29 protein-coding genes are annotated in these 26,247 nt (G+C 23.9%); 17 read left to right on the top strand and 12 right to left on the bottom strand.

Features of this window, described 5'->3' with window-relative positions; translation table 11 throughout:
- Nucleotides 1–87: 87 nt before the first annotated feature.
- The 4 genes from BN8917_RS00500 to BN8917_RS00490 all read right to left on the bottom strand — a co-directional run bounded on the left by BN8917_RS00500 (nt 88) and on the right by BN8917_RS00490 (nt 2,705).
- Nucleotides 88–411: a hypothetical protein gene (locus tag BN8917_RS00500; RefSeq protein WP_066869046.1), complete on the bottom strand. Its 324-nt coding sequence runs from the start codon at nt 409–411 to the stop codon at nt 88–90.
- Between the two features lie 32 nt (nt 412–443).
- On the bottom strand, nt 444–509 hold the full coding sequence (locus BN8917_RS14800) for a hypothetical protein (protein ID WP_407641385.1): 66 nt from the start codon (nt 507–509) through the stop codon (nt 444–446).
- A 281-nt stretch (nt 510–790) separates the two neighbouring features.
- A complete protein-coding gene (locus BN8917_RS00495) occupies nt 791–1,387 on the bottom strand; it encodes a PepSY domain-containing protein (protein WP_066869044.1) in 597 nt (198 codons plus the stop codon).
- A gap of 178 nt (nt 1,388–1,565) precedes the next feature.
- Nucleotides 1,566–2,705 (bottom strand): amidase domain-containing protein, encoded by a 1,140-nt coding sequence (locus BN8917_RS00490; protein WP_066869041.1) that lies wholly within the window; start codon nt 2,703–2,705, stop codon nt 1,566–1,568.
- Nucleotides 2,706–2,845: 140 nt separating this feature from the next.
- Here BN8917_RS00490 and BN8917_RS00485 point away from each other — a divergent pair, with 140 nt between their 5' ends.
- Nucleotides 2,846–4,018: a tetratricopeptide repeat protein gene (locus tag BN8917_RS00485; protein ID WP_066869038.1), complete on the top strand. Its 1,173-nt coding sequence runs from the start codon at nt 2,846–2,848 to the stop codon at nt 4,016–4,018.
- Between the two features lie 60 nt (nt 4,019–4,078).
- On the opposite strand, the gene BN8917_RS00480 is transcribed toward BN8917_RS00485, so the two are convergent.
- A complete protein-coding gene (locus BN8917_RS00480; RefSeq protein WP_066869035.1) occupies nt 4,079–4,315 on the bottom strand; it encodes a hypothetical protein in 237 nt (78 codons plus the stop codon).
- Between the two features lie 351 nt (nt 4,316–4,666).
- On the opposite strand from BN8917_RS00480, the gene BN8917_RS00475 reads away from it, so the two are divergent.
- The 3 genes from BN8917_RS00475 (at nt 4,667) to BN8917_RS00465 (ending at nt 7,377) form a co-directional block, all read left to right on the top strand.
- A complete protein-coding gene (locus BN8917_RS00475) occupies nt 4,667–5,269 on the top strand; it encodes a DedA family protein (protein ID WP_066869032.1) in 603 nt (200 codons plus the stop codon).
- Between the two features lie 169 nt (nt 5,270–5,438).
- Nucleotides 5,439–6,356 carry a TraB/GumN family protein gene (locus tag BN8917_RS00470; protein WP_066869029.1) on the top strand — a complete coding sequence of 306 codons (918 nt, stop codon included), beginning with the start codon at nt 5,439–5,441 and terminating at the stop codon, nt 6,354–6,356.
- Nucleotides 6,357–6,441: 85 nt separating this feature from the next.
- Entirely contained in the window at nt 6,442–7,377 is a 936-nt protein-coding gene (locus tag BN8917_RS00465) for a ComEC/Rec2 family competence protein (protein ID WP_066869026.1), read from the top strand.
- 21 nt (nt 7,378–7,398) lie between these two features.
- On the opposite strand, the gene BN8917_RS00460 is transcribed toward BN8917_RS00465, so the two are convergent.
- Nucleotides 7,399–7,602: a ferredoxin gene (locus tag BN8917_RS00460; protein ID WP_066869023.1), complete on the bottom strand. Its 204-nt coding sequence runs from the start codon at nt 7,600–7,602 to the stop codon at nt 7,399–7,401.
- Between the two features lie 326 nt (nt 7,603–7,928).
- Between BN8917_RS00460 and BN8917_RS00455 the strand changes: the two genes are divergently transcribed.
- Nucleotides 7,929–8,210, top strand: a complete 282-nt coding sequence (locus BN8917_RS00455) for a hypothetical protein (RefSeq protein ID WP_066869020.1) — start codon at nt 7,929–7,931, stop codon at nt 8,208–8,210.
- Nucleotides 8,211–8,225: 15 nt separating this feature from the next.
- Entirely contained in the window at nt 8,226–8,858 is a 633-nt protein-coding gene (locus tag BN8917_RS00450) for a hypothetical protein (RefSeq protein WP_066869017.1), read from the top strand.
- A gap of 35 nt (nt 8,859–8,893) precedes the next feature.
- Here BN8917_RS00450 and BN8917_RS00445 read toward each other — a convergent pair whose 3' ends face one another.
- Complete coding sequence (locus BN8917_RS00445; RefSeq protein ID WP_066869014.1) at nt 8,894–9,244, bottom strand: hypothetical protein; 351 nt, start codon at nt 9,242–9,244, stop codon at nt 8,894–8,896.
- Between the two features lie 297 nt (nt 9,245–9,541).
- Nucleotides 9,542–10,375: a collagenase gene (locus BN8917_RS00440; RefSeq protein WP_066869011.1), complete on the bottom strand. Its 834-nt coding sequence runs from the start codon at nt 10,373–10,375 to the stop codon at nt 9,542–9,544.
- 172 nt (nt 10,376–10,547) lie between these two features.
- Between BN8917_RS00440 and BN8917_RS00435 the strand changes: the two genes are divergently transcribed.
- Together BN8917_RS00435 and BN8917_RS00430 are read left to right on the top strand one after the other, a co-directional pair.
- On the top strand, nt 10,548–11,273 hold the full coding sequence (locus BN8917_RS00435; RefSeq protein WP_066869008.1) for an N-acetylmuramoyl-L-alanine amidase: 726 nt from the start codon (nt 10,548–10,550) through the stop codon (nt 11,271–11,273).
- 87 nt (nt 11,274–11,360) lie between these two features.
- Entirely contained in the window at nt 11,361–12,728 is a 1,368-nt protein-coding gene (locus tag BN8917_RS00430) for a hypothetical protein (protein ID WP_066869005.1), read from the top strand.
- A gap of 59 nt (nt 12,729–12,787) precedes the next feature.
- Here the strand turns inward: BN8917_RS00430 and BN8917_RS00425 are convergent, their stop codons facing one another.
- The 3 genes from BN8917_RS00425 to BN8917_RS00415 are packed head-to-tail and all read right to left on the bottom strand — an operon-like array spanning nt 12,788 to nt 14,352.
- Nucleotides 12,788–13,417, bottom strand: coding sequence for a hypothetical protein (locus BN8917_RS00425; protein ID WP_066869003.1), 630 nt, complete (start codon nt 13,415–13,417; stop codon nt 12,788–12,790).
- Between the two features lie 13 nt (nt 13,418–13,430).
- A complete protein-coding gene (locus BN8917_RS00420) occupies nt 13,431–13,898 on the bottom strand; it encodes a hypothetical protein (RefSeq protein WP_066869000.1) in 468 nt (155 codons plus the stop codon).
- 13 nt (nt 13,899–13,911) lie between these two features.
- Nucleotides 13,912–14,352 carry a hypothetical protein gene (locus BN8917_RS00415; protein ID WP_066868998.1) on the bottom strand — a complete coding sequence of 147 codons (441 nt, stop codon included), beginning with the start codon at nt 14,350–14,352 and terminating at the stop codon, nt 13,912–13,914.
- A gap of 388 nt (nt 14,353–14,740) precedes the next feature.
- On the opposite strand from BN8917_RS00415, the gene BN8917_RS00410 reads away from it, so the two are divergent.
- The 7 genes from BN8917_RS00410 to BN8917_RS00380 all read left to right on the top strand — a co-directional run bounded on the left by BN8917_RS00410 (nt 14,741) and on the right by BN8917_RS00380 (nt 20,364).
- Nucleotides 14,741–15,097, top strand: a complete 357-nt coding sequence (locus BN8917_RS00410) for a hypothetical protein (RefSeq protein ID WP_066868996.1) — start codon at nt 14,741–14,743, stop codon at nt 15,095–15,097.
- Nucleotides 15,098–15,241: 144 nt separating this feature from the next.
- A complete protein-coding gene (locus BN8917_RS00405) occupies nt 15,242–15,712 on the top strand; it encodes a hypothetical protein (protein ID WP_066868993.1) in 471 nt (156 codons plus the stop codon).
- 11 nt (nt 15,713–15,723) lie between these two features.
- Complete coding sequence (locus tag BN8917_RS00400; RefSeq protein ID WP_066868987.1) at nt 15,724–16,221, top strand: hypothetical protein; 498 nt, start codon at nt 15,724–15,726, stop codon at nt 16,219–16,221.
- A 229-nt stretch (nt 16,222–16,450) separates the two neighbouring features.
- Nucleotides 16,451–17,383, top strand: coding sequence for an alpha/beta hydrolase (locus BN8917_RS00395; protein ID WP_084748395.1), 933 nt, complete (start codon nt 16,451–16,453; stop codon nt 17,381–17,383).
- A gap of 61 nt (nt 17,384–17,444) precedes the next feature.
- On the top strand, nt 17,445–17,849 hold the full coding sequence (locus BN8917_RS00390) for a rhodanese-like domain-containing protein (RefSeq protein ID WP_066868984.1): 405 nt from the start codon (nt 17,445–17,447) through the stop codon (nt 17,847–17,849).
- Between the two features lie 75 nt (nt 17,850–17,924).
- Nucleotides 17,925–18,581 carry a hypothetical protein gene (locus tag BN8917_RS00385; protein ID WP_407641382.1) on the top strand — a complete coding sequence of 219 codons (657 nt, stop codon included), beginning with the start codon at nt 17,925–17,927 and terminating at the stop codon, nt 18,579–18,581.
- Between the two features lie 118 nt (nt 18,582–18,699).
- Nucleotides 18,700–20,364: a DUF11 domain-containing protein gene (locus BN8917_RS00380; protein ID WP_066868981.1), complete on the top strand. Its 1,665-nt coding sequence runs from the start codon at nt 18,700–18,702 to the stop codon at nt 20,362–20,364.
- A 131-nt stretch (nt 20,365–20,495) separates the two neighbouring features.
- Here the strand turns inward: BN8917_RS00380 and BN8917_RS00375 are convergent, their stop codons facing one another.
- Nucleotides 20,496–21,065 carry a hypothetical protein gene (locus BN8917_RS00375; protein WP_066868978.1) on the bottom strand — a complete coding sequence of 190 codons (570 nt, stop codon included), beginning with the start codon at nt 21,063–21,065 and terminating at the stop codon, nt 20,496–20,498.
- 157 nt (nt 21,066–21,222) lie between these two features.
- On the opposite strand from BN8917_RS00375, the gene BN8917_RS00370 reads away from it, so the two are divergent.
- Nucleotides 21,223–25,185 carry a COG1361 family protein gene (locus BN8917_RS00370; RefSeq protein WP_066868975.1) on the top strand — a complete coding sequence of 1,321 codons (3,963 nt, stop codon included), beginning with the start codon at nt 21,223–21,225 and terminating at the stop codon, nt 25,183–25,185.
- Nucleotides 25,186–25,457: 272 nt separating this feature from the next.
- On the top strand, nt 25,458–26,081 hold the full coding sequence (locus tag BN8917_RS00365; RefSeq protein ID WP_066868972.1) for a hypothetical protein: 624 nt from the start codon (nt 25,458–25,460) through the stop codon (nt 26,079–26,081).
- Nucleotides 26,082–26,247: the final 166 nt, after the last annotated feature.

Here is a 26,247-nt window from a genome sequence, read left to right as displayed (position 1 = left end):
AGAATTAAAAGACATAATATCTGAGTATATTTTTCTCAAATATTATGTCTTTTTTATAAATAAGTGTAGTCTATTTATTTCTAATAATTATATTTGTTTATCAAGGGATTTTAGTGCAATTAATTCTAGTGCATTACGCAAAGTAATAAATAATATTCCATAAGTTAAAATTCTATTTAAGGTAAAGCTTATTTGAATATCAGAAGAGACTGATATTATTTGCCCAATTGCTAAAAGTATTATTAAGAGATAGTTTGAATAGTTTGCTGTAATAAGTGCTTTATTTTGGATTAATTGCCAACGTTCATCTGCTTTATAAGATAGCTCCTTTTTAGATTTCCATAAATAAAGAAAAAGAGTAATACCAGTGCCTAAAATAAGAGAGAGTAAAAGAATAATTTGTTCATTCATTGTTTTCACCATCCTTATAATTAAAAACTTTATTAATTCAAAGCTTTTGTAATTCTAAAAGCTAATTCTAATAAAGGAGTATATTTATATTTTTCAATTAATATAACTGCTTGACGGGAAATACCTACCTTTTTAGCTAAATCAGCTTATGTCCAATCATGATCTGCTCTCAATACTTTAATTAGCTTTTGTATCAAAGTATTACCCCTTAACAATGTAATGAATTGCTTACATTTATAGTATAAGATATCAGTTAAATTGTGTTAATATATTAATAATTTATAATATAAAAAAATTAAAAGAGTAATTTATTATTTAAAAATAAAAAAATAGATATCTAATATTAGATATCTATCTAAGTTTTAATAAAATATACTTTTTAATTATTATTTTGATTTTGAGTAGTAGAATTAGTCATTTCTTTATCGCTTAATATATCACCATTATTTGCATTTATGCATATGTAGTGTTTAATATTATTTTTTATTACAATAGTATCATATTCAGGTGTTGTTGCAGTATAATCTAATGAAAAACCTATAAGTTGTCCACCTGGAACTTTGTTTAAAGCAATAGTTCTAGCTTTTTCAGGTTGTATGAAGTTATTTTCAGCTATTATATTAGCATTTATACTTATTGTTGAAGTATCACTAGGAGCTTTACCTTTTTCAATGTTTATAATATCACCATTTTTAGCATTTAAATTTATAGTATATTCAATATTTTGATTTACAATTTTACCTTCATAAGATGGAGCTGTGCCACTATTAAACTTAAACTCTATAAGACTTCCACCAGGGACTTTATTTAACATTATGGATTTGGCATCTAATTCACTAATTAATCCAGCTGGAATAGTAGTTATATTATTTTTTGTGCTTGCAAGTGCAGTTTTACCAGTAAGAGCTACAGTACCACCTGCTATAACAGCACCAATAATTATACCTAATAAAACTACTAAAAATACCTTTTTCATGTGTAATCCTCCTAAGATTTACTTTTTTATATCCTTAAAATTAAAATCTATAAACATTATGTTAACATTTAGATAAATAAATATTATTACAATTAAGTGAATTATTTAATAAAATATGGATACTTAAAAAATAAACTATATTATCATCAAAGATAATATAGTTTATTTTGTCTAAATTTTAATAGTGAACATGGACAAGATGGAATGTTATATTAGGGTTACTCCATCCAAGATCATAAGGTACTAGAAGTCTATCTGTATTGTGACAGGTAACTAAAGGATAACCTTTAGAATCAAGACCTGTTACAGTAGATATATGGGTTATTCTTCCTTTTTTTTCATAAGCAACAAAATCTCCTGGTCTTAAATTATAAGCTGCTTTATATATTTTAGAATAGTTTCCTTTAGCTACTAATGAAGCCCTACCACTTTGAATCATATAATTTTTAAATCCTTGAGCATTAACCCATGCTACACTTCCAGAACCATCTGAATAATTCCAGGTACCGTTTTTCTTAAATCCTCCACCTTCGTATAAAATTTGTGAAGCAAAATTAGCACAGTCACCACCAGCAGGGTTAAAATCAGTATATTTAGGATTATAACTGAATCCTACTTCATCATCAGCAGCAGCTCCGCAGAAATTATGTGCATAGTCCATTGCTTTTTGTAATCTTTCATTTAATTTAATAGTAGGTTTAGTTCTTGAATTTATATAATCTTGAATTTCAGTAGATTTAATATTATTAAGATCAAGAGAATCTGCAAATGGGTCAGTATACCATTCCTTTACGATAATAAAATGATCACCATCTTCTTTTAAACTTATGTAGTGATATGTCCCAAGTCTAAACATATTATCTTCCTGTTTTTCATCAGCTGTATATGCATAGTGAAATTCTGTGGAGAGAATAACAGCAGCAGTAAAGGTTTCTTTATCTTTCTTTTTTACATTTTTAACTTTAACTTTAGATTTAATATCTGTAAAAGTTACTCCTTGTTTTTCACACCAATTATTTAAATATTTTATTTTCTTTGCCTCATTTTCAAATGCCCAAAGACTTGCTTTTTGCTTAAGGTTATAAAATTGCTTAAGAGACTCATCATTAAGGGATAATAATGCATTATTTCTTTCTGCAAATAATTTTGTTAACATTGGCTCTAATCTACTATATAGTTCAGTATCTAATTTCTCATTTTCTATAAATTCTACACTAACTAGAAAATTACCTATAGCATTTGCTTTATAGTTTTTAGGTATAAAACTAAGACAAAATGTAAGAGCTAATATAAGTGGAATAGTTTTTTTATAATTCACTACAAAACCTCCTTTAAAACTTAATTAATAAGGATAGTTTGCCCAAAAAATAAAATAATATATAATGTAAAAATTGATATTAATATAAATTAGGTGTATAACAATATATATAGTCAAAAGAAAAATTTAAGGAGCAGCCTATGTTTGATATTGAAGAATTATTTAATGAAATAGATAAGAAAAATAAACCAATAAATGAAATTTCTAATGATGAAAACAAAACTTTAGAAAATTTTTTAGAAAATATAGAATTATATATAGGGGATTATGCAAAAGATAGAGCTATAAAAAGTGGAAATGAAATCTTAGCTTTATGTAGTGAATATGAAGATTATTTAAATAATGAGGATATATTTTTATATTATAAAGCTTATGGAAAATTTCTTACTTTAGATATAGAAGAGAGTATTTATTATATAGAAAAGGCTATAGAAATAAATAAGGACGCTTATGAATATTATCAATTAAGAGCTGATTGCTATGAGGAATTAAATGATAATAAGGAAGCTATAAACAATTATTTACTTAGTTATGAGCTTAATAAGAAAAATTTTAAAACCTTAAAAGGTTTAGCTTTTATATTATTACAAGAAGGAGATATAACTGAGGCTTTAACATACTTTGAGAAGGCGTTAGAAATAGAAGATACTGACCATAATTTAATTGCAGGTATTTCATCATGTTATCTTTTAAGAGCAGATTTTAATAAGGCATTAGAATATATAACAAGAGCTATAGAGCTTGATGAAAAAGAAGTTAGTTATAGATTAAATAGAGCTGTAATCTACAATCTTTTAATGCAAACAGATAAGGCTATAGAAGAATGTAAAAAAATAATAGAGATTAATCCTAGTTTTTATATAGCACATTATACTTTAGTAGACTTTTTACTTCAGGAAGTAAGAATTAATGAAGCAGAAAAGATCTTAAAGGATATTATTGAACTTAAAACTAAACATTCTATGGCTTATGTAAAGCTTTCACAATGTAATCTTATGAAAGATAATTGTGAAAAAGCTTTAGAATATATTAATAAAGCAATAGAGATGGAGCCACTTAATGTTGAGTATTATCAAAAAAGAGCTGTTATATATAGGGCTTTAAATGATTTTGAAAGTGCAGAGAAAGATTATTTAGATATCTTAGAGATAGATTCAAATAATTGGTTTATATATTGCTTAATAGGTAATTTTTATATGGAGTATGAGAAGTATGAAAAAGCACTTATTTACTTAGAAAAAGCTTTATCATTGAATAAAGATAATAGTGAAATTATTTCAGATATAGAAATATGTAAGGAAAATATTAACTAGAAATAAAAAGAACTAAAATTTAATTATTTTAGTTCTTTTATTATTGAAAAATATAATTAGTTAAAGCTTACCGCTAGCCATAAAATCACCTAATGCTAGACTAAGTGAACCGAAAAGTACAAAAATAGTCATAATTGATAAAGTAAGTTTTTTTCTAAAAAGCATTTTTTTTTGTTTTTCCAGTTTTCTTTTTCTTGCAAGGGCTTTTTTTCTCATTAATTTTCTATTATTAGTTTCTTTTATGTTATAAATTTCTTCATCATCATATATGTATTTTTCTACTGCTTGTCTACTCATTATAAAACTCCCATACATATTATACTTAGGAATAATCATTCCATTAAATATTATACATAAAATATGAGGAGAAAAGTTACACTTTATAAACAATATTTTAATTTTATACACATTTTATCCTTTTTAAGTATTATTTTTAAAGTTTATACAAATAAAGTAACCAATTTTATTGAATTTAAAAGTTCTATAAAAATTCTTATAATAATAATTAAAAATTTTAAAAAATATAAGAAATTTATTAAAAATATGTTGGAAAAATAGTTGGAAAACTAGTATAATAAAAATTAATGAATTTTTAACAAAATGAACAGATGATTAACTAGAGATGAAACCTTTAGGAGGAATTTTAAAATGAATATGGATACAATAATTACTTCTTTAAGCCATATTGCAATACATATGGGCTATATTGGTATATTCTTCTTTATGTTAATAGAATATGCATCCATCCCAATACCAAGTGAACTTATTTTACCTTTCTTTGGAATAAGTGTAGCAGAAGGACATATTTCAATGATAGGAATAATTGTAGTAAGTACATTAGCAGCACTTTTAGGATCATTAATATGTTACTATATAGGATATTTTGGTGGTGGAGCACTAATAGAAACAGTAAAGAGAAAATTTCCAAGTACTGAAGTATATTTAGATAAGTTAGCAGGATGGTTTGGAAAATACGGCAAAGAAAGTGTCCTAGTAGCTAGATTAATGCCAGTTGTAAGAACTTATGTATCACTTCTTGCTGGTGCAGAAAAAATAAAAATAATACCATTTGTCATTTACTCAACAATTGGTATCCTTATATGGAATTTAATCTTAATATTACTTGGATATTATATAGGGCATAACTTAGCTCTTATAAATACTATTTTAGGAAGGTATACTGATGCTGTTATAGCTATAACAGTTATTGTAGTTATAGTTTACATAGTGAAAAAATTTAGAAAGAAGTAAAATATTTGTTTTAAAAAAGGCTTAAAATTTTAAGCCTTTTTTATTTTTTAAATAATTTTGTATAAATTGAAAATAATTTATTTATTATACATATTTGGTTGATATTTGAAAAATAAGAGCCTATAATAAATTTAATATAGAATATATATTTAAAGTGAGGGAGAGAACTATGGATTTATTAAAAGGGAATTTTAAAAAAGCTTTAAGTATTGGAACGGTTATTTTAGTATCTGGATTTTTTGCCTCATGCAGTTTAAATGACAATACAAGTGAAGCTACAAAGGGATATTTATGGAAAGCAACTAAAGACGATGTAAGTTTAAATTTAATAGGAAGTTTAGAAAATTCTAATAAACATATTAATTTTATGAATAAAGAGTTGAAGAATATAATAAAAACTTCAGATAATTTAATTACTGAAATTGATCTTACAGATATTAATGTAAGAGGAGAATTTGAAAAAGAGTTTAAGGATTTAATATTCTTGAAACAAGGAACTTTAGATGATTTTTTAAATAAAGAAGAAATAGAAAAGTTAGAGCATATAATGCTTGATTATGGATTAAGATATGAAGATTATAAAGCAAGGTCTGCTTTTGGTATTCTACTTAGACTTGAGGAAGCTAAAAATGAAATTATGAAGTTAAATGGAGTAGGTCTTGATGTAAAGCTTGCTGATGAGTTTAAGGCTAAAGATAAAGAGGTACAAAGTCTTAATGGTGTTAAAGAACAAATGGAGAATCTTAAAAAGATATATAATCTAGATAATTTTAAGTCTTTTATTGCTTCTTATAATAAAGGAGATAGAGAAAAATATATAGATGTATATAAACAAAAAATAGATTCTTACAAATCAGGTAATACAAATTATATGGAAGGTATTATTAAAGATAAAATACAAAACAATAAATTTTATAATGATATTAGAGTTGAAAGTAATAATAATATTGTTAATAGAATCGAAAAAAGTATAGATAAGAATAGTCATACAGCAATATCCTTACCATATGAGGATTTTATTGGGGAAGATGGGGTTTTAGATATTTTAGAGAAAAAAGGATATAAAATAGAAAAAATTCAAATATAAATTGGAAAATTGTATATAATAAGTATTAATAATATTGATATATTTTTATTCTTTTTGGGGAGGGGTACACTAAGGAGGAATTGGTGTGAACAAAAGAGGTAAAAGACAATATTTGAAATTAATATTAATTGATATTAGTGTGTTACTTATTATAATACTTTGTGTTAAGTATTATTCTAGTTCTATAAGAGGTATCGTGAATAATATTGATAAAACAGTATCTAAGGAATTAAGTATTAATGATGAAACAGAGATACATTTTCTTAATACAGGTAATAGTGATTCAATTTTAATTAAGGGTGATAAAACTATAGTAATAGATGGTGCAGATAATAATGATGAAAATATGATAACTACTTATTTGAAAAAAGAGGGAGTAGAAGATATAGATTATTTGATATCAACTCATAATCATAAGGATCATTTAGGAAGTCTTGATAAAATTGTTAAAGAGTTTAATGTTAAAAAGGTTTTTGTATCAAGTGGTAAATCAGATATAAAAACATATAAAGATTTTAGGTCTGCTTTAACTAAGAAAGGTCTTACTCCTGTTGTGCCAGTAGAGGGTGGAAAAATAATTTTATCAGATGATTCTTATATGCAAATTTTTAATACTAGTGGAGGTACATATACTAATGATGAGTCTTTAGTAACTTTATATGTACATAATAATGATAAAATTCTTTTTGCAGCTGATGCAGAAAAGCTAACTGAAAAAAGAATTCTTAAAGATATGGTTAAAGTTGATTTACTTAAAATAGGTCATCATGGTTCATCTAGTAGTACAACTGAAGAATTTTTAGATATTTTAAAGCCTAAATATGCTGTTATAACTGTTAGTGAGGATAATAAATTTGCTAATCCTGCTAAGGTTGTTATGGAAAGATTAGAAAAAAGAGAAATTGATGTTTATAGAACTGATGAATGTGGTCATATAGTATTTAGATCTACTGGAGATGGTCTTAAAACTGAGTCTCCAAAGGGAAGTTATAATTATAGAACAGTTCAACAAGCAAAATAAGCTACCTATAGGTAGCTTATTTTAATTTTCAATTATTATTGCAGCTGCTGGACAATTACTTTCTATATCAAATGCTAAATCAATAAGTTCATTTGGTATTTCACAATCTTTAGCAAATGATTTTTCTATATCTGATTTTAGTTCTTTTATTTCAAATATTTCTGGACAAGTACTTGCACAGAATTCACATCCAAAACATCTTTCTTGATCTACTGTAGCTTTCATATTAAATCCCCCATAATTAAATAAATATACAAAATTAAGTATGACTGATAATAATTTTATTTTCAATAGTGTAATTACCATATTTACATAAAAATAAAGTTAATAAAAAGTATAAACTAGATGGATATATGATAAAACTAATTATATGAATTTCAAACTTTTGTTTAAATATTAATATATATTTATAACATATTAATATTTAAACAAAAAAATTGAGTTTTGTGATATTATAATAATAAATAAATTTAGGGCTAAAGGAGGAATGACATATATTTATTATAGAGAGTTTAATAGAATTATACGTTATAGTAACAGTCTTAGCTCTTGTGACAAGTCTAGCAAAATTTCTTGCAACTTCAAAAGAGGAACGTGAGTTTAAAAAAAGAATTGCTAAAAAACTTTTAGAGCAAACAGCAAATAGGATAAATGAAGAACAAAGTGATACAAGTTTTGTTAAAAGATTTTTAAATATGAGACTTAGTGGATTTAATAATAATAATATGTTACAAAATTTTTCATTTAATATAGTTATGCATCTTTTACCTATTGTAAATTTTATAATTTTAATTGGAAATATAAATGATGTAATAATTACTTTCAAGAATTAGAACAGGAGATTTAATATGAATTATGATTTAAAATATTGGACAAATTATCTTGTAGAAGATCAAACAAGAAGATTTGATAGAAATAAAGATATGTTAAAGGTACTTTTAGTAAACCAAAAAAGTGATGATGCTTTATTTAACTATTTTAATTTTTCTAATTTTAAAGAAATAATAAGTTTTTTAAAACTTGTTATACTACCATCTATAACAATATCAAATTTAGTAGCAGATGATGAGCATGTATTTTTTACAGCTAAAGATTTTAATGAAACAATAAGAACAATAAAAGAATTAGAAAATAATAATGATAAATTAATAAATTTATATAAGAATATGTATTCTAGATTAGAAGATTTAGAAAATGAAAATTTAGATATAAGAATCTTAGTAGAAATAACAGAAGAACTTAATTATATTTATAATCAAGAACATCAAGTATTCTTAATAGTAGAATTTTCAGATTGTATAGAAACATATTTTAGGGATATCTATGAAGGATATAAGGCAAATGAAGAATTAGATATTTTAGAAGAATCTTTAGAAGATACATTACTTCCTTTAAATAAATTTAAACAAGCTATTGATAATATAGGAAAAATTGATCAAGATGATTTAGAAGAATTTTTATATCAAATACCAATATTATAAAAAGAGGCCCATTTATATTTTAAATGGGCCTCTTTTTATGAAATCATAAAGAATGGAGAGTTATCTGGGAATAGAAATAGTATAGCAGCAGTGAAAATAGCAAAACAAATCATAAATGCTATATAAGCTATCATTACTGTTAAAAGTATAACTGTTAGGTTTTGAATTGATTTTTTTTCCATAATCTTTTTTATTAATTTACCAGTTAATTTCATTGAACTAAGAGCTATACAGATTGGAAGTATAAAGATACTTAATACTGCTGCACTTGTAAGAAAAAATGTATTATTACTATTAAAATGTAATATAGCTAATGAAATGATAATTAATAAAAAAGTTAAAGGAATAGTCCATGCTATTTTTATTTTATTTATTTTATCTATCATTTTGTCCCCCTATATGGAAATTTATTTTATATTTTATTGATATAATTCCATATTTTACTTAATATTATACTATAAAAATTATAAATAAAAATTAATTAAAATTTATTATTTTATGTATATAATAAGAATTTCAGGTAATAATAATTAATGTAAGATGAGCAAATATTTATAACAAAACCTTTAAAACAAAATATTAGTGATTCCCCCAATTAAGTCACTAATAAAATTAAATACCTTATAATATTTTTTAAAGTTCCTTTAATTAGGAACTTTTTTTATTATAAAGTATTTATAGATTTAATAAGAAATATTAAAAGCATCTAGTGAAAGCGAGTCTATATCTTCTGATGTTGTTTTTTCAAGAGCGTCTTCAAATTTATTATATTTAAGATTATATAAAATTTTATCTATAATAGGATTTTTATAGTTAGTTATTAAAAAATTTATAAAGATAGAACTTTGACTATAAAATAAATCTGTCCTTGTATTTATCATTTTATTAAGTTCAGATGGTTTTACTTCTGAAAGTGCAAATGTAGGTACTACCTCATCTATAGATATTTTTCCCACGTATTCAGCAATTCCTTCATTAAACCATAAAGGTAGTTTTTTAGGATAAATCTTATTTTCACGTAGTTTATTGTTTATTAAAGTATGAGTATATTCATGAATTAGTGTTTCCGTAAATATTTTGTTTAATTCCTCTTCTGATTCTATAAGGCCAATTTTCTTATGAGATTCTCTATTAAGGATGTTTATAACATTATTATGAAAGTAGACATATCCAAGGGAATCAGAATGGCTATTATTAAATTTTGATAGAATTCTTATTGTAGTCTTATTATCCTTTTTTATGTTTAATACCTCTAAGGGTAAATCTTTTTTATTTTCTAAAATATCTATTACATAATCTATATCTTTTTTACTAGTCTTAGTATCATAAAGAATTTTATAATTTCCTATTTCTATTTCATTTAAATTTCTATAAAAATCTCTATTTATAAATTCTACTATATGTGATGCCCTAATAAAGGATAATTTAAATTCAAAATTACTAAATATAAAAAATATGCAGAAAGATAAAAAGATTAGCTTTATTGGGTGTAATTTATGTTTCTTTAGTAAATTCATATTAAATACCTCGTGTAATATTGTTATTACTATATGTATATAAAAAAATATTGGTATTAAGAATTATTGACTTTAATATTTTAAAATATTCTGTTATTTAGAATCTGTATATTAATTAATATTTTTACAAAAAGTATATGATGAGATATTAATACTAAGGAGGATTTTACTAATGAAAAACAAAGTATTTTTTATATTAAGTATTTTATTAATAGCTTTAACTGTTATACCTAGTAATTTAGTTATAGCAAATGAGCAAAAAGAAAATAATTTTAAGGTTTGTATAGATCCAGGACATCAAGCTAAGGGGGATATGAGACCAGAACTATCTTCACCAGGTGGTGGCGGTTCAAAAGGAAGGGTTACTTCTGGAACTAGAGGTGTTGGAACTAAAAAATGGGAGTATGAAGTTGTTTTAGATGCTTCTTTAATATTAAAAGAAATGTTAGAAGCTAAAAATTATAATGTAGTAATGACAAGAGAAACTAATGATATAAATATAAGCAATAGAGAAAGAGCAGAGCTTGCAAATAAAGAAAATGTTAATATGAGTATAAGAATTCACTGTGATAGTATAAATAATGGTGGAAAAACAGGAGCTACTATTTTAGTTCCTTCTAAGACAGGTAAGTTTACAAAAGGAATATATGAAGAAAGCAATGAATATGCAACTATGCTAAAAAAATCTTTACAAGCTAGAGGAGTTAAGGTTAACGGAATTATAGAAAGAAATGATTTAACAGGTTTTAATTGGTCTAAGGTTCCTGTAATTGTTCTAGAAATGGGCTTTATGAGTAATTATAATGAAGATGCAATGCTTTGTACTAAATCATATCAAACAAAGCTTATGGAAGCTGTGACAGAAGCTTTAGATAATTATAAAACTGCAAATAGTTAGTAAAGTTTAAATTAATTTCAGAATTAATAGTGTTTATCTATGTTACAATTAAAGTAAACAAGAGATGTTTATAGGGGGATAAACTTTATGAAAAAAATTTTTAGTAAAAAAGTAATATTAGTGTTAGCTTTATTAATATTTATTTTTTTCACTGCTTTTAAATATTTTAAGGGGAAAAGTTTTTTTGATACTATAATTGAATACAGCAATGATATATATTCTCAAAATTCAAATGTATTAGATGCAAATTTAAGCAGTTATGAAAATAGGAAGATAGAATACATACCTTTAGATTTTACTGACTATGGAGAATTTAGTGAAAGTAATCATATTGTAAAATCTAATGAAGATGGTAATTTATATATTTATAATGATGAAAATGGTGAGAAAAATTTATTTGAAGAAATAAATGAAAATTCAAAGATACAAAATCTTGTTTTAAATAAAAAATATGTAGCGTGGATAGAAACATCTGATAGGGAAGAGAAAGATAAAAAGATATATACTTGGACTATATTTATTAAAGATATAAATACAGGAAAAAAAGAAAGTATAGATAATCAAATATATATACTAGATAGTAAAGATTCTAAAAAAAGTAAATTTTCATTTCCAGAGGATTTAGATATAGAAGAAAATGATTTAATTTATAAAAGATATATAGAAAAGAATGAAAAAAAATATAATATTATAAGTTCAAGAGTTATTACTGAAATTATAAATTATAATTTTAATAATAAAAAAGGAGATGTAATTGCTCATTCAGATGATATTAATAAAGAAATTATTTTTAGGCCAAGAATGGATTTGGATAATATTATATGGGAAAAGATTATTATTAATGAAGAGAATGGAGAGATAGATAGAACAGAACTTTATTTATATAATAAATCTAAAGCTAATAAGGAAAAAATTTATGAGAGTAATAAGATAAATTATATAGATATAAAGGGGAATAAAATTGCTATTGTTATAGCTAATCCAGATGAAAATATTATAATTTATGATATAAAGAAAAAAAATAAAACTAATATTCTTTATAAGGGAAGTAAGGCAGAAAAATATTCTAGAGAAGAGACAGAAGTATTAGATATAACTAATATAGAATTTATAGATTATAATAATATACTTGTAAACCTATCAACTAGAAAAGACGGAATTTCAGCTTTAGTTTATAATATTTCAAATGATTTATTTTATAATTTTAATAAGGACTTATATAATTTAGATGATGAGCAAATAAATCAAGGAATAATATATAGTGCTTATAAGGGGAAATTAAAAGCGAATGTTGGAAGAGTGTTAGAGGAAAAATCAGAGAATACTTTATTAGAAGAAAGTAAAAATAGTGAAAATGAAGAGGAAAATAAAGAAATCTATGATTATGATGGAAATATTGATGTAAATTATGAAGGTAATATATATTATAAATCTTATAATTATACTTTAAAGTAATATACAAAGGATTGTCTCAAGATATACGAGACAATCCTTTATTTTAATATATTCTAATATTAAATTCCTGTAAATAAATCTCCGAAAATTTGTCTGTAGATTAATATAGCATCTGCAAATAATATTATTTGTGGAGTATTAGTATTTCTAAATAGATTATTACCACATTTATCATCACATTTATCATGATCTTCAAAGCAGTTATTTTGCTCATCAAAACATCTTTCTTGATGATTACCAGAACATTCATTTCGTTCAATTGTAACACCTAATACTACTCCAGGAACATTTCTAGTTACTCTTAAATCAAATCTATTAGCAGTAGTAAAGAATTCATATTTACTATTAACAAATATATTTTTTAATATATTTACTTCTTTATTACAAGTATCTGAGCAATCACATACTATATTTTTATAAGGACAAACATTTGAACAATTATTAGTATATTCAATAGCTTCTAGATTATTTATAGGGAATATATATAAATTAGGCTCTGGAGTATTAACTTCAAAACCAAATACTCCATCATTTATATATCTTACTACTCCTAAGAAAGAGCCTGTAGTATTAGAAATAAATATTCTTACATTCTTTCCCACTAGCTGTCTTAATATAAAATTTTTTTGGAAAAGAGATGCGTTAATAGCTATTTTTTTATCACACTTATCTTTTACAAAGCAACTCATTTAAAAAACCTCCTTAACAAGTAGATAAAGTTAATACACTTGTTAAATAACAAGTTGATAATATATAGATATTTGAGCCAGATTGAACTTTTAAAGCTCCAGGTGCTATATCTTTTAATGTTCCATTAACAACTTGATATACCATAGTAAAGGAATACTGATTATTCCTAGATAAAACATTATTTAAGCCATTAGATATTGATGTTGGAATATCAGTTGTTCCAGTTGAACTAGGTGTGCAAAAATCATTTTTCAAACCAATCATATTACATGTTGTATTTGGAATCTTTATATATCCGATTAAAGGAATTGGATATAAAGTATTACCAGATCTTATAACTCCATCACAGACAGCATCTATCCTAACAGGTATTTCGTCATTTCTATAAGCAAGTCCTAAACATACATCTTTACATATAAGTTGTCTTGCAACAAATTCCATTTGTACAGAACAACGAATAGAATCACAATTATATATCATAAAATCCTCCTAATTAATTTCGTGTAACAGAACTTATAAATCTAGTGGAGATAGTAAAGTAATCACAAGGTGGAGATTGGATTACTATAGCACCTGCACATACAGATCTAACTATTCCGCGAAAAGTATTATTTAAAACTGTAAAAGTATATGGATTATTTAATGAAATAAAATTCCTAAGTTTTGCATCAATTATGCTAAAACAATCTTTTGATATTGGGATTGTGTTTGTAAGTCGTGGCATTACATTACTTTGTATTGCTGCAATAGATGATATATCAAAACTTCCAGCACTTGTGTTAACAAAACCATTAGTAATATTATTTATTGTAAGAGGAACAGTGGCATCATTAGTACCATTACTGTTTAAAATAGGTAGGTATAAAGATACATTTTGGCCAGTAAGTCCATTTAATGCGTTTTCCAATTGGAAAAATGAATTATTACAACTCATAAATTTTATTCTCCTTTTACTTGATATTATATTTTATGAGAAATAAGTAACAAATGACAATTATAATATTAAGTTAATGCAATTTTATAATATAAATTTTTGAAAAATTATATATTTAGTAATATTTTAAAAATATTAATATTAGATTTTAAATAAATATTTTATAACCTTATATTATTTATTGCATATTATATAATATAGATTTATCTGATAAGATGTAAAAGGATTTAGACAAACAACTTAATTTGTTTTAATCTGCCTTTTTAAGGCTGCACGTGCTACAAATTTTCAGGAAATCTTTTATATAGATATAGGGGATGTCTTAAATATAGACAGCCCCTTATATTTTAGATTGAACATATAGATTATTTTTAGAAGGGAGGGCTATATGCTTATAAAAGATAAATATAGATTAAATAATATTAATTTAAGAGTTAACTATGAGATTATAGAGGAAGTTATGTCAAATGATAATAATTTTAAAATAGTAAATAGTTTTGGAGAAATAAAAAAAGATATATTAGTAGAGCGAAAAAAATATTATAGAATATATGGTAAGGCTATATCTTCTGATAATAAAATCTACAAAGGAGTTATGGTTAAATTAATTAAATATAAAGAAAAAAGAGGCTGCTTACTTAGAAAAGAGATAGATAAAGCAATTACTGATTTATATGGTGAGTTTAATTTTATTGTAGTTGCTGATGAAAATATACAAAATTATATAGTTGAGCTAGATAATTAAATTATTTAATATCAAAAATAAAACTAATATTTTTAAGAGATATTAGTTTTATTTTTTGTTCTTTAACTAAGATATAAAGAATATTATAGTAATGTTTACATAGTTTTAATATAAACGGATTAAATATTAAAAGGGGGGAGTAGCTTGAAAAAATTTATACGTGATTCTATAGAGTATTTTGGAATAACAGAAGACTTACCAGATAAGATAGATGCATTTAGAGATATAATAGTTGATAAAAAAATTCTTTTAAAAGATGTAAAACCATCAATAAAATCTTTTATTAAATGTGTAATAAAGCCTGAGATATCTGATTATAAAATAATTAATGGAGCTAGTGCAAATGGAGAAAATGGTACAAGGCTTACAGGAATTAAATGTATAGTTAATGGATTTATAAGTTCTAGAGTTGAATATATAGCTGATAATAATAGTGAATCATTATTTACAGATAGAATAAAAATTCCCTTTACAACAAATATAGTTTTAGAAGATGATTATTTATATAGTAGTAAATTAATATCTTCTGTTTTTGTTGAAGATATTTATATAGAAAAATTAAATGGTAGAGAGTATTTAATAAGTTTAGCTCTTCTTGTGATAGTAGAAATATAGGGGGAAAAGTTTTGGATAGATATATAATGGATGGTATAGAGTATATAGGAATAAATAAAGAACTTCCAGAGAATAGTAAGTATTTTTCAGAACTAGAATTTTGGGAAGTTTTTTCTATCAATAATAAAACAGAGCTTAGAAATATCTTATCTATATCTTTAGATACAAAGGTAGATAATATAAATATCATAGATAATATAAAGGGCGAAGGCAATGATGGAAGAAGATTACTTGGTAAAAAGTTAGTCTTTAATATAACTTTTTATATAAAGCTTAAATATGTATCTGCTGGTTTTGGAAGTACAATAAATATTTGTGAATTTAGCTGTAATAAATTTTGTGATATAAGCGTTCCAAGTGAGATAGAGGGTAGAAAAATAGAGGATTTAAAAAGAAGAAAGACTATTAAAATAGAAGTTTATACAGAAAACTTAGAGGCTAGTATTTTAACAGAAAAAGATTTTAAATTATTAATATCTAATATAGTTAATTTAGAAGTTTTAGAATAATATTTTAGGAAATAATGAAAATATAGTATATTTTTTATAAAGATAAGATCATTTTTTAATATGATTTTATCTTTAATTTTACCTTAATTTAATAGTAAAGATTAGATTAAAATTATTAAAAGATATATAATATAATTAAATTTATTTGATAAATATAAAGAAAATATTATAAGAGCTAAATACTATATTATAATAAAATAGTAGGCTTTAACATTAGGAGGATTTAGTGATGAAGAAATCTACAAAAGTAGCTTTAGGAGCTAGTATTGGAGCAGGAACAGTAGCTGCTGTTATTACATCTTTAATAGTTAGATATGGAGAAAAAGAAGTAACAAGAGCTAAAAGACAAACAAAAGAGGGGATGTTATTAAGGCTTACAAATCAGTTTAAGGTTGATTATAAAGAATATGAAAATATAGATATAGAAAGATTAGAAATCACTAGTGAAGATGGATTAAAGCTTACAGGATATTTTTATAATAATTTTCCAGATTCTAAAAAGCTTATGATAATACACCATGGATATACAGCTAATCATTATATTTGTATTCAATATATGAAAATGTTCTTAGATGAAGGATTCAATATATTATTAATAGATATGAGAGCTCATGGTGAAAGTGAAGGAAAGTTCTCTAGTTATGGATATCATGAAGTTAATGATTTAAATTTATGGGTAGAAACTATGAAAAAGAAAATCGGTGATGATATGATATTAGGACTTCATGGTCAATCTATGGGAGCAGCTACAGTTATGCTTTTTGCAGGTATTTTTGAAGAAAAAGTTGATTTTGTTATAGAAGACTGCGGATTCTCAAATGCTGAAGAGGTAGTTAAGTTTAAGTTTGATCAATCAAAATTTCCAACAAGAGTTTTCTATCCTCTTGTTAATGGAAGAATAAAAAGAAAATACAAATTTAATTTAAAAGAAGTATCACCAAAGGATGCTATTATAAATAGTAAGGTTCCTACATTATTTATTCATGGAACAGGAGACACTACAGTTCCATATAATATGTGTGAGGAAATGTATAATGAGAAAAAGGAAGGATTAAAGAAAATCTATTTGGTTGAAGGTGCAGAGCATATGAATGCTTATGTTACAGATAAAGAGCGTTACGAAAAAGAAGTAAAAGATTTTATAAAAGAAGTTTTAAAATAATTTCAATACTAAAAATCTAATATTTAATTTAATTTTACACTTATAAAATAGGGGGACAAAAGTGTTTATTGAATATAAAAATATTACTACAGAAAGAACAGTAGATGTTAGGACAGAAAAAGAATTTAAGGAAATGCCTTTATTTAAGTATAATGTTCCAATTATAAATGAAGAAGAGCATAAACTTGTAAAAAAAATATATCCTATGGCTTTTTTTATAATATATAAAGGGCTTTGCAAAAGAAAAAAGCAAATAAGAAAAGCACTTTTAGATATATCTGAAAATGGTAAATATAAATTAGTTATTGGTTGTTCTAGGGGGAGACTTAGAAGTCCTGTAATGTACTTTTATGCTAAAAGTCTTGGTATAGATTGTAAAGTTTTATCTAGAGGTATAAAAAGAAAGTTTGAAGTAAAGCCAGTAAAGTTAATAGATAGACTTTGTACTTATTTTAATTTTGATTAGGAATATTATGTTTAACTTTTACTATTACTCTGTTATACTATATAAGCACTAATAAATTAGAAAGAGGTGTTTATAGTGAAAAGAACTTTTAAAGTTATGGATAACAAGTATGAAGTTAAAGGTGACATTGTAGAAATAACTATGTCAAATAAAAAAGGTAAAGAATTTATAGCTAAGATAGATAAGGAAGATATGGAAAAGGTAAAAGCACTTGGAACATGGTTTGCTGAGTGGAATAAAGACTTTAACGATTTCCTTGCTCAAAATATAAATGAAGACATTAAGAATAAAAAAGGAAAACCATTAAAGCAAAATCTTCAAGGAGTTATTTTAGGAATTAATTCAAAAGCTCCTATAAGACATATAAATGGAGATTTTCTTGATAACAGAAAAGAAAACCTTGAAATAGTTGATACTCATGTTAAGAATGACTATGTAATAGTTGATGAGTCAAAAGCTGAAATAATTCTAAAAGATAAGTATGGTAGAGAAGAAGCAAGAGCTATAGTTTCTAAGGAAGATATAGATATGCTTATAACTGATGATTTTAACTGGGTTTTATATAAAAAATATGGAACTTATGATGTTGTAGCTAATACAACAGAAGGAAGATTATACTTAGAAGATTTAATTATGAATCCTTCAGAAGATCAAATAGTACATCATATTAATCTAAATCCTCTTGATAATAGAAGAGAAAATTTAGAATTAAAAGAAGTTGAAGAAGAGTAATTAAAAAAGAGTTGTCTAAAATTAGGCAGCTCTTTTTTATATTACAATATTATTTTTTTAGAATAGAAAGATAAACATAAAATATAATATTATAAGTAGTTGTAAAAGGGTGAATATTATGGAATTAAAGAGGAAGAGGTTTTCAACTTATAAGAATGAAAATTGTCTTATATGTGATATTGATAAAAGTGTTATAAGTACTTATGAATGTGTATCTTTTGTTATTAAGATAATAAATAAAAATGATAGCACAATATATAATCTTAATTTAAAAAATATATTTTCAAATAGCTTTTCTTATGTTTTAAGAAGCTTTAGTATAAATGGTATATATATAAGTAATGTGGATATAAAGTCTATAAATATAGATGAGATGTTTAAAGATGAGGAAATTATTATAAGATTTACTTTAAAGGCAGTAAATTCTTTTAATAAAGAAACTATAAAAACAGTTTTTTCATACTCTAATGATAATTGCTTAGATTATAGGAAGAGTGAGATTGTATATTCAAATATTACCCAAAGAAAGAGGACACAAGAAGATAAATTAACTATTAGAGATGATAAAAGTAAAGAGAGGAAATTTAATAGTAAAAATAAAGAGAGTCTAAAAATTAGTGAAACTTTAGATAAAAAAGAATTATTAATAGGAGATATAGTTAGTTTTAGTCTTAATATTAAAAATATTAGTAATAATTTAGTTGAAGATATAGAGATAATAGATATTTTAGATGAGTCATTAGAGCTTCTTTCAGAAGAGATTTTTATAGAAAATGAAAAGTTAGATTCTTATAAATTAACTACTGGGATAAAAATAAAAGATATTAAGGCTTTTGCTGAGATAAGTATAAAATTTAGGGCAAGAGTTATAAAAAGAATAGATAATAATATAAAAAATATAATTAGAGTTAATTATAAGGAAAAAAATAAGAGCTGTTTAATAGAAAGAGCATCTTATAATAATATAAAGGTATATTATATTGATATAGCTATAAATAAATCTTCTAATAAAGATAAAGTGATTTTAGGAGATGTAATTAAATTTAAATTAGATATAAGTAATTTAGGTAATGTAGATTATTATAATTTAAATATACAGGATGATTTATCTGAATGTTTGGAATTTGAAAAAGGTTCTGTTTATATTGGCTCTGATAATATTAAGCAAGCTAGTATTAATAAAGGTATAAATATAGCTAAGATTAAAAGTGGAGAAACTATTGAGGTATATTATAAAGCAAAGGTAAAAAAGATAATAGGTGGTGGAATAATAAAGACTACCCTTAATGGAAGTTTTAAGTATAAGTATGGAGGAAAAAGACTTTTAGAAGAGAAAGAGATAGATAAGCTTGTTTATACTATTAAAGGTAAAAATCCTATATTTACAGAATTTAATTTAGAATCATATATAGATATAAATAATAACAATAATTTCAAGGAGATTATTGATACTAATTCAAGTATTGATATAAAGGAGTTTTATGTTGCAAAGACTGTTAAAGGAGTTACATCAGATAACTTTATATTAACTGGTAATAAATTAGTTGTAAGTGGTATTCTAAATATTAATTTAGAGTATAGTTGTGCTGATATAGAAGAAAAATGTTATGTGTGTACTCATAATGAAAAATTTTTGGTAGATATAATGCTACCAGAGGATTATAATGATTTAAGTTCTATAGACATTAAACAAAGCTCTAATATTATTTATAGTAAAATAATAAATAAAAAAAGAGTTTTATGTATAAGTTCAATATTTATACAAGGAATACTCTATAATTAAAACGGGGATGGCTCAAAAGAGACATCCTTTTATATGTTTATATAAATTTCTAGCTTGGCAAAATAGAATCTAGTCTAAGACAGCCCCGTTTTTGTTAGAAATAATGTGTTTAAGTTAATTAATAAGTTTTTCTATTTAAATCCACAGCTAGGTTTGTTTGGTTTGTAGTTTCCAGGATAATTTGGTGGAGGACAAGGTTTAGGTCTTTGTGGCTTGTTTGGTTTACTAGGATAGTAGCATTCATCACAATCATCATAATCATCGTAATCATCACAATCAGCAAAGCAATCATCACAAGTATCACAATCATTAGCTGATGGTGAAATAGTTCTTTCTTTTCCTACAGCATCTTTAGATACTATTATTTTAAAATCAGATCCATCACATTTAGCTAATTCAAATTGATAGAAACCATTACAATCAGTTACAGTATGACTAACACCTATAAAATCTTGTTTATTAGAATAATTAATAACTTTTAATAATTTAACTAATACTCCGGATACAGGGATATTATCACAATCTTTAACTTGTCCCCATATTCTAACACTACGTTTTCTATTAACTCTAAGGTCAACTCTAATTTCGCAGTCTTTTGGACCTATGTGTAAGTCTGTACTATTACCTTGAATGTATTCACAGTAATTTTTGTTAGTATCAAAAGAATTGTCACAATCGCAATCTATTGAATTAAAATTCATAGTAAAATTCTCCTTTCAGAACATACAAATGTATTTTAGATATTTTTAATATTAATATATGTGAAAAATAGAATAATGGTATTAATTATTTAAGAAAAATTTTCATAGAATTTAATAATTAGGTTTATTATGTTTATTTACTAGGAGGAGAATTTTTATGGAGTGTAGGGGAGTTAGGTTTTCTCAGTCTGTTAACTTAGAAGAAGTTACTTATGATAATGTTTTATGCTATGAAAATATAGTTGAAAATATAAGTAATGAAACTATAACAGATATATTTTTTGATAATGTAAGTTCGATAGAATTTAATAATGTCTACTATGATACTTATAAAAGCAGAAAAGATATAAAAATAGAAGAAAATAATAATTTATTAAGAATAGATAGATTAAGACCAGGAGATAAGGTCAAAATATTTATAAATATAGTAATAGATAAAGCTTTTACAAGTAAGATTTTAAAGTCTTATGGCTCTTTAAGCTTTATAAATAATGATAATGAAAGAATTAATATTAAAACAAATGAAAGTATAGTTAATTTTGTAGGTATTGATTTTAAAGACGAGGGAAAATTTGAAGTTAATATTGATAAGAAAATAATTAGTGTAAATGAAGAGCTTAAAGTTAATATTAAAATAGAGAACAGAGGAAATAAGAAAGCTTTTAAGGTAGAATTAGGAGATTTAATTCCTTTTGGAACAGCTTATATTCAAAACTCTCTTTATATAAATAATTCTTTAGTAAAACTTAATAATGATTTAGAGAATATAAGGCTTGGGAATATAGATATATTTAAAAAAATATCTATTAGTTTTTCACTAAAACCTCTAGACTCATATAGTGAGGAAATTTTATATATTAAGCCAAGTCTTAAATATGAAGATGAAAATTTATCTAAACAAGAGTCTATTAGGCTTATAAGAGCAGAAAGCAAAAATATAAAGATAAGAAGAGTTAGTATAGAAAATTTTAAAAAGACTGTAAGTAAAAATATTTTAACTGTAGGTGAGAAAGTAGATTTTAAAATTAAAGCTACGAATACAGGAAATATAAATATATTTGATTTATTTATAAAAGAAAAAGAATTAGATTGTTTAAAATTTATTCCTGGAACTCTTAAGATAAATGGTAGAGAAATATTTGATAAGACACCATATAAAGGAATAAATATTGATATTATAAGAGCTGGTGAAAGCTTTTGTTTAGAATATAGTGCAATAGCTGTAGATGTAATGAATGATATAAAAAATGGAGCTATTCTTAATTATAAATATAGTGGTTTTAGTAATAAAAAAATAGAAGTAAGTGATATTTTAAGTAGCTGTGAAAGTTTTTCTATAAAATCAGTTATTTTAAAGACTTCAGAGAAAAAGTCAAATAAAAAATCTATATTTTTAGGAGATGATATAGATTATAGTATAAGTATTAAAAATACAGGAAATCTAATAGCTGAGAATATTTTATGGGATGAAAATATTCCAAACTTTTTAAAGATTAAAGAGGGTTCTTTAGTTATAAGAGGGAAAAAGATTTTAAATGATAATTTAACTAATATTAGTTTAGGAAATATAAATCCAGGTTCTAAAATAGATATATCATATAAGGCTACAGTAATTGATTTTCCTACATATGAAAATAATGAGAATCAGTCAAATATAAGATATAAATATAATTTAGAAAATATAGAAAAAGAGGATAATTATCTAATTAGCACAGAACCTTTAGTTGTTAAAGGGGCAAATATAAAGGAAGATAGCATACAAAAGGTTTTAGATAAAAATTATATTAGCGTTGGAGAAGAGGTAGATATAAAGGTATCTTTTAAAAATGAAGGAAATCTTAAAGCAGAGAAAATCTTTATAAAGGAAGAGATAAAGGAGTGCCTAGCCTTTGTTAAGGGCTCATTAAAAATAAATGGAGATAAAAAGCACTATGATATAGAAGAAGGTTTCCTATTGGGGGATTTAGATATAGGAGAGTTTGCTGTTATATCTTTTAAACTAAGAGCTAATATGATTCCATATACAGAATCTTTAATTATAAATACTAATATAACTTATAGTTATGTGGGAGATTTATTAGAAAATAGGGTAAAGAAAAATATAAATATTCAAAGTGATGAAATTTATATTAAAAGTGCAATTATAGATGGGAATTTAGGAGTATTTAAAAGAGAGACAAGTACTGCTGTTGCTAAAGTCGATAATAAGGTAAATGTTAGAATGCTTCTTAGAAATACTGGAAATAGGGATGCTTTTAATGTTATTTTAAATGAAAATTTAGCATCCTCTATGCTGATACAAGAAAATAGTTTAATTGTAAATGGGAAAGCTCAGTTATTTGATAATGAAGTTATAAATATAGGAAATTTAAAAGTTGGAGAAGAAAGAGAAATTATATATGATGTTATAGTCTCAAAAGATTCAGAAAATCAGCTTAGCTCCTTTTCAGAGGTAGAATATTTTTATTATCCATATGAGGGAAGTAAACTTATTAAAGCAGTAGGTAAGTCTAATATTTTAAATCTTAATATATATAATAGTGATTTACTAATTACTGAAAGCATTAATAAAATTTCTGCTGAAATAGGAGAAGAGTTAAATTATAATTTATATTTAACTAATAAGGGAAATATAAAATTAGATGATATAAGCTTAAATTTTGATATAGATAGTTATTGTGATTTGGAGCTAAGTGAGTTTTCTATAAATAGACAATTTAAAGAGAAGGTAAGCTTTAATTCAGATATATATATTGGAGATATAGATATAAATGAATCTAAATTAATATCTATGAAATTCAAGATTAATAATTTAAATAGCAAAAATAAACTTAATTTAAAAGCAAATATTTGTGCTAATTATTTATGTGATACTAATAAAAAAGAGCTTGTATACTATAAGTCTGAGGGAAAAGAGATACAGCTTAATTTAAGTAGACTTAATATAGTTAAAAAAACTTCTAAGAAAAGATATTTAAAGGGAGAGAGAGTTGAATATCTTATTACTGTTAGAAATGATGGAACAGGTATAGTAGAAAATATAATAATTGAAGATGAAGCTATGAAATATGGGTTTATTGAGGATAGTCTTACTGTTAATGGTTATTTTATAGAAAAAACATTTTTGTCAGGAATACCAATAGAGAAGATTAAACAAGGTGAATGTATTTTTATAAGATATGCAGCTATTTATGATATAAATTTTAATAATAAAGAAGTTAGTGGTGCTGTAATAGCAACTGGAGATTTTTTATATGATAATTATGGTTATACTAGAGCTAGTTTTAGATCAGAAAACTATACTATATATTTAGAAGATGTAGGGGTTAATATAGTAAAAAGTGCTACTAAGAAATTAATAACTTATGGTGATACAGTAAAATTTATAAGTACAATCGAAAATAAAGGAACCATAGAGCTTGAAAATCTATTTGTAAAAGAAAAATCATCAAAAGGATTTGAGGTTTTAGATGGTAATATATTTGTTAATGGAACTAAGGTTATAAAAGGAAACATAAATTATGGTATAAAAATACCTAATATAAAGCCTAAAGAAGTTTATGAGATTTGTACTGAATATAAATATAATGATTATAAAACTGTTCCTAGATTAGAAACTGAGACTATTTTAGAATATTCTTATAAATCATTAGATGAAAATAAGATTATAAATGCAAGCGAGAAAAGCAATAAATTAATTTTAGATAGAGAAATAAGTACCTTTAAAAATATTAGTGTAGATCATATTATTAATTTATGTGCTAATGATATTGAAGTATCAGAAGTGATTGATACCTTAGTTTTAGCTGTTATAAATAAAACATATGTTATTAAAACTATAAATAATAAATCTTATGATAATAATAGATTAACAGGATATAAATTAATGGTTAGAGGATATTTAGAAGAAAATATAGAGTATATAGCAGATACTGTTGATGAATCCATTCATTTATATTCTCATAAAGAAAATTTTTCGACTAATATAATATTACCAGAGAATTTTGATATTAATGATAGTATAAGAGTTAGAGCAAAAGTAAATGATGTTTTTTCAAAAGTAATTAATAATAAGACCATATTAAATACTATAAATTTAACTATAGAGGGTTTAATTTAATGAATATTATATCTTAGATTGTATATATTAAAATACAAAGGCTATGATTTTCTTTTAAAATTCGATAATATATGATAAAATATTACAAAAGATAAGTTTGGAAATATTTTAAAATTACTTTTAGAATAAATTATATAAATAAAGTTTAATAATATATGCTGCAAACATAAAAATTATTCCTTTTTTTAGAAAAAAATAAAGGATTTAAAAAGCTTTTATAGAATTAATTAATTTAGAGATTGATTAGTGTTTATAAGAGGGGAATATTTATTATGGAAAATAAAGAATTACGCGGTATAACTTTATATGATAATTTAAAAGCTAAAAGAATGGAAACTAAAAAACATAGTAATGAAATAGATATCAGAGAATATTTAGATAAACCTATAGAAGAGTTAATTTTAGATTCACAAGAAATAGAATTAATAGATGATTTAAATAGGGAACAAATTCAGTTTTGTGAAGAAGAGGCTAGTAAAGATAATTTTGATGCTGAAATGCAAGAATTATCAGAGGCTAAACAATATAAGTTTAATTTAAAAGAATTAGAGCAAGAAGAGTGCTTTATTGATTTAGAAAATAAAGAAGATGAAAAAGACGAATATTTAGTTAAAGTATTAGAAGAAAAAATAAAACAAATAGAAGAAAGATTACAAGAAAAAGAAGAACAAATAAGTTATTTAAAAGAAGAAAATTTCGAACAAAAACTTATAATTAGTGATTTTCATCAAAGTTTGACAAGAGAGCAGGAAATAGTTATGAGAGAACAAGATTTAAGAGAAAAAACTTTAAGTAAAGTTGAAATATTACTTTTAGAAAAAAGAGAAGAACTTATTGAAAGACAGCATAAAAAAAGAAATTGGTTTTCAAGAATATTTTCAAAGAAAAAATCTTAATAAAAAAGAAACTACTATATACAGGTAGTTTCTTTTTTTTTATTTAAATAATAAATAGAGCTATTATTCGAAGATATAATATATAATGTGTCAAAAATATGTATTTATTTATGAATTATTTGTAATGTAAAGGTTAAAATTTAAATAATATTATATTTTAAGTAAT

Source organism: Clostridium mediterraneense, assembly GCF_900091705.1.
GTDB lineage: Bacteria > Bacillota > Clostridia > Clostridiales > Clostridiaceae > Sarcina > Sarcina mediterraneense.
This window is presented reverse-complemented; position numbering and strand designations above follow the sequence as displayed.

Coding starts and splice junctions, on each gene's coding strand:
- BN8917_RS00425 (WP_066869003.1), bottom strand. CDS start 13,417: ATGAGTTGCTTTGTAAAAGATAAGTGTGATAAAAAAATAGCTATTAAC.
- BN8917_RS00435 (WP_066869008.1), top strand. CDS start 10,548: ATGAAAAACAAAGTATTTTTTATATTAAGTATTTTATTAATAGCTTTA.
- BN8917_RS00445 (WP_066869014.1), bottom strand. CDS start 9,244: ATGATAGATAAAATAAATAAAATAAAAATAGCATGGACTATTCCTTTA.
- BN8917_RS00475 (WP_066869032.1), top strand. CDS start 4,667: ATGAATATGGATACAATAATTACTTCTTTAAGCCATATTGCAATACAT.
- BN8917_RS00430 (WP_066869005.1), top strand. CDS start 11,361: ATGAAAAAAATTTTTAGTAAAAAAGTAATATTAGTGTTAGCTTTATTA.
- BN8917_RS00410 (WP_066868996.1), top strand. CDS start 14,741: ATGCTTATAAAAGATAAATATAGATTAAATAATATTAATTTAAGAGTT.
- BN8917_RS00415 (WP_066868998.1), bottom strand. CDS start 14,352: ATGAGTTGTAATAATTCATTTTTCCAATTGGAAAACGCATTAAATGGA.
- BN8917_RS00495 (WP_066869044.1), bottom strand. CDS start 1,387: ATGAAAAAGGTATTTTTAGTAGTTTTATTAGGTATAATTATTGGTGCT.
- BN8917_RS00370 (WP_066868975.1), top strand. CDS start 21,223: ATGGAGTGTAGGGGAGTTAGGTTTTCTCAGTCTGTTAACTTAGAAGAA.
- BN8917_RS00420 (WP_066869000.1), bottom strand. CDS start 13,898: ATGATATATAATTGTGATTCTATTCGTTGTTCTGTACAAATGGAATTT.
- BN8917_RS00485 (WP_066869038.1), top strand. CDS start 2,846: ATGTTTGATATTGAAGAATTATTTAATGAAATAGATAAGAAAAATAAA.
- BN8917_RS00440 (WP_066869011.1), bottom strand. CDS start 10,375: ATGAATTTACTAAAGAAACATAAATTACACCCAATAAAGCTAATCTTT.
- BN8917_RS00375 (WP_066868978.1), bottom strand. CDS start 21,065: ATGAATTTTAATTCAATAGATTGCGATTGTGACAATTCTTTTGATACT.
- BN8917_RS00470 (WP_066869029.1), top strand. CDS start 5,439: ATGGATTTATTAAAAGGGAATTTTAAAAAAGCTTTAAGTATTGGAACG.
- BN8917_RS00480 (WP_066869035.1), bottom strand. CDS start 4,315: ATGAGTAGACAAGCAGTAGAAAAATACATATATGATGATGAAGAAATT.
- BN8917_RS00500 (WP_066869046.1), bottom strand. CDS start 411: ATGAATGAACAAATTATTCTTTTACTCTCTCTTATTTTAGGCACTGGT.
- BN8917_RS00450 (WP_066869017.1), top strand. CDS start 8,226: ATGAATTATGATTTAAAATATTGGACAAATTATCTTGTAGAAGATCAA.
- BN8917_RS00365 (WP_066868972.1), top strand. CDS start 25,458: ATGGAAAATAAAGAATTACGCGGTATAACTTTATATGATAATTTAAAA.
- BN8917_RS00460 (WP_066869023.1), bottom strand. CDS start 7,602: ATGAAAGCTACAGTAGATCAAGAAAGATGTTTTGGATGTGAATTCTGT.
- BN8917_RS00395 (WP_084748395.1), top strand. CDS start 16,451: ATGAAGAAATCTACAAAAGTAGCTTTAGGAGCTAGTATTGGAGCAGGA.
- BN8917_RS00380 (WP_066868981.1), top strand. CDS start 18,700: ATGGAATTAAAGAGGAAGAGGTTTTCAACTTATAAGAATGAAAATTGT.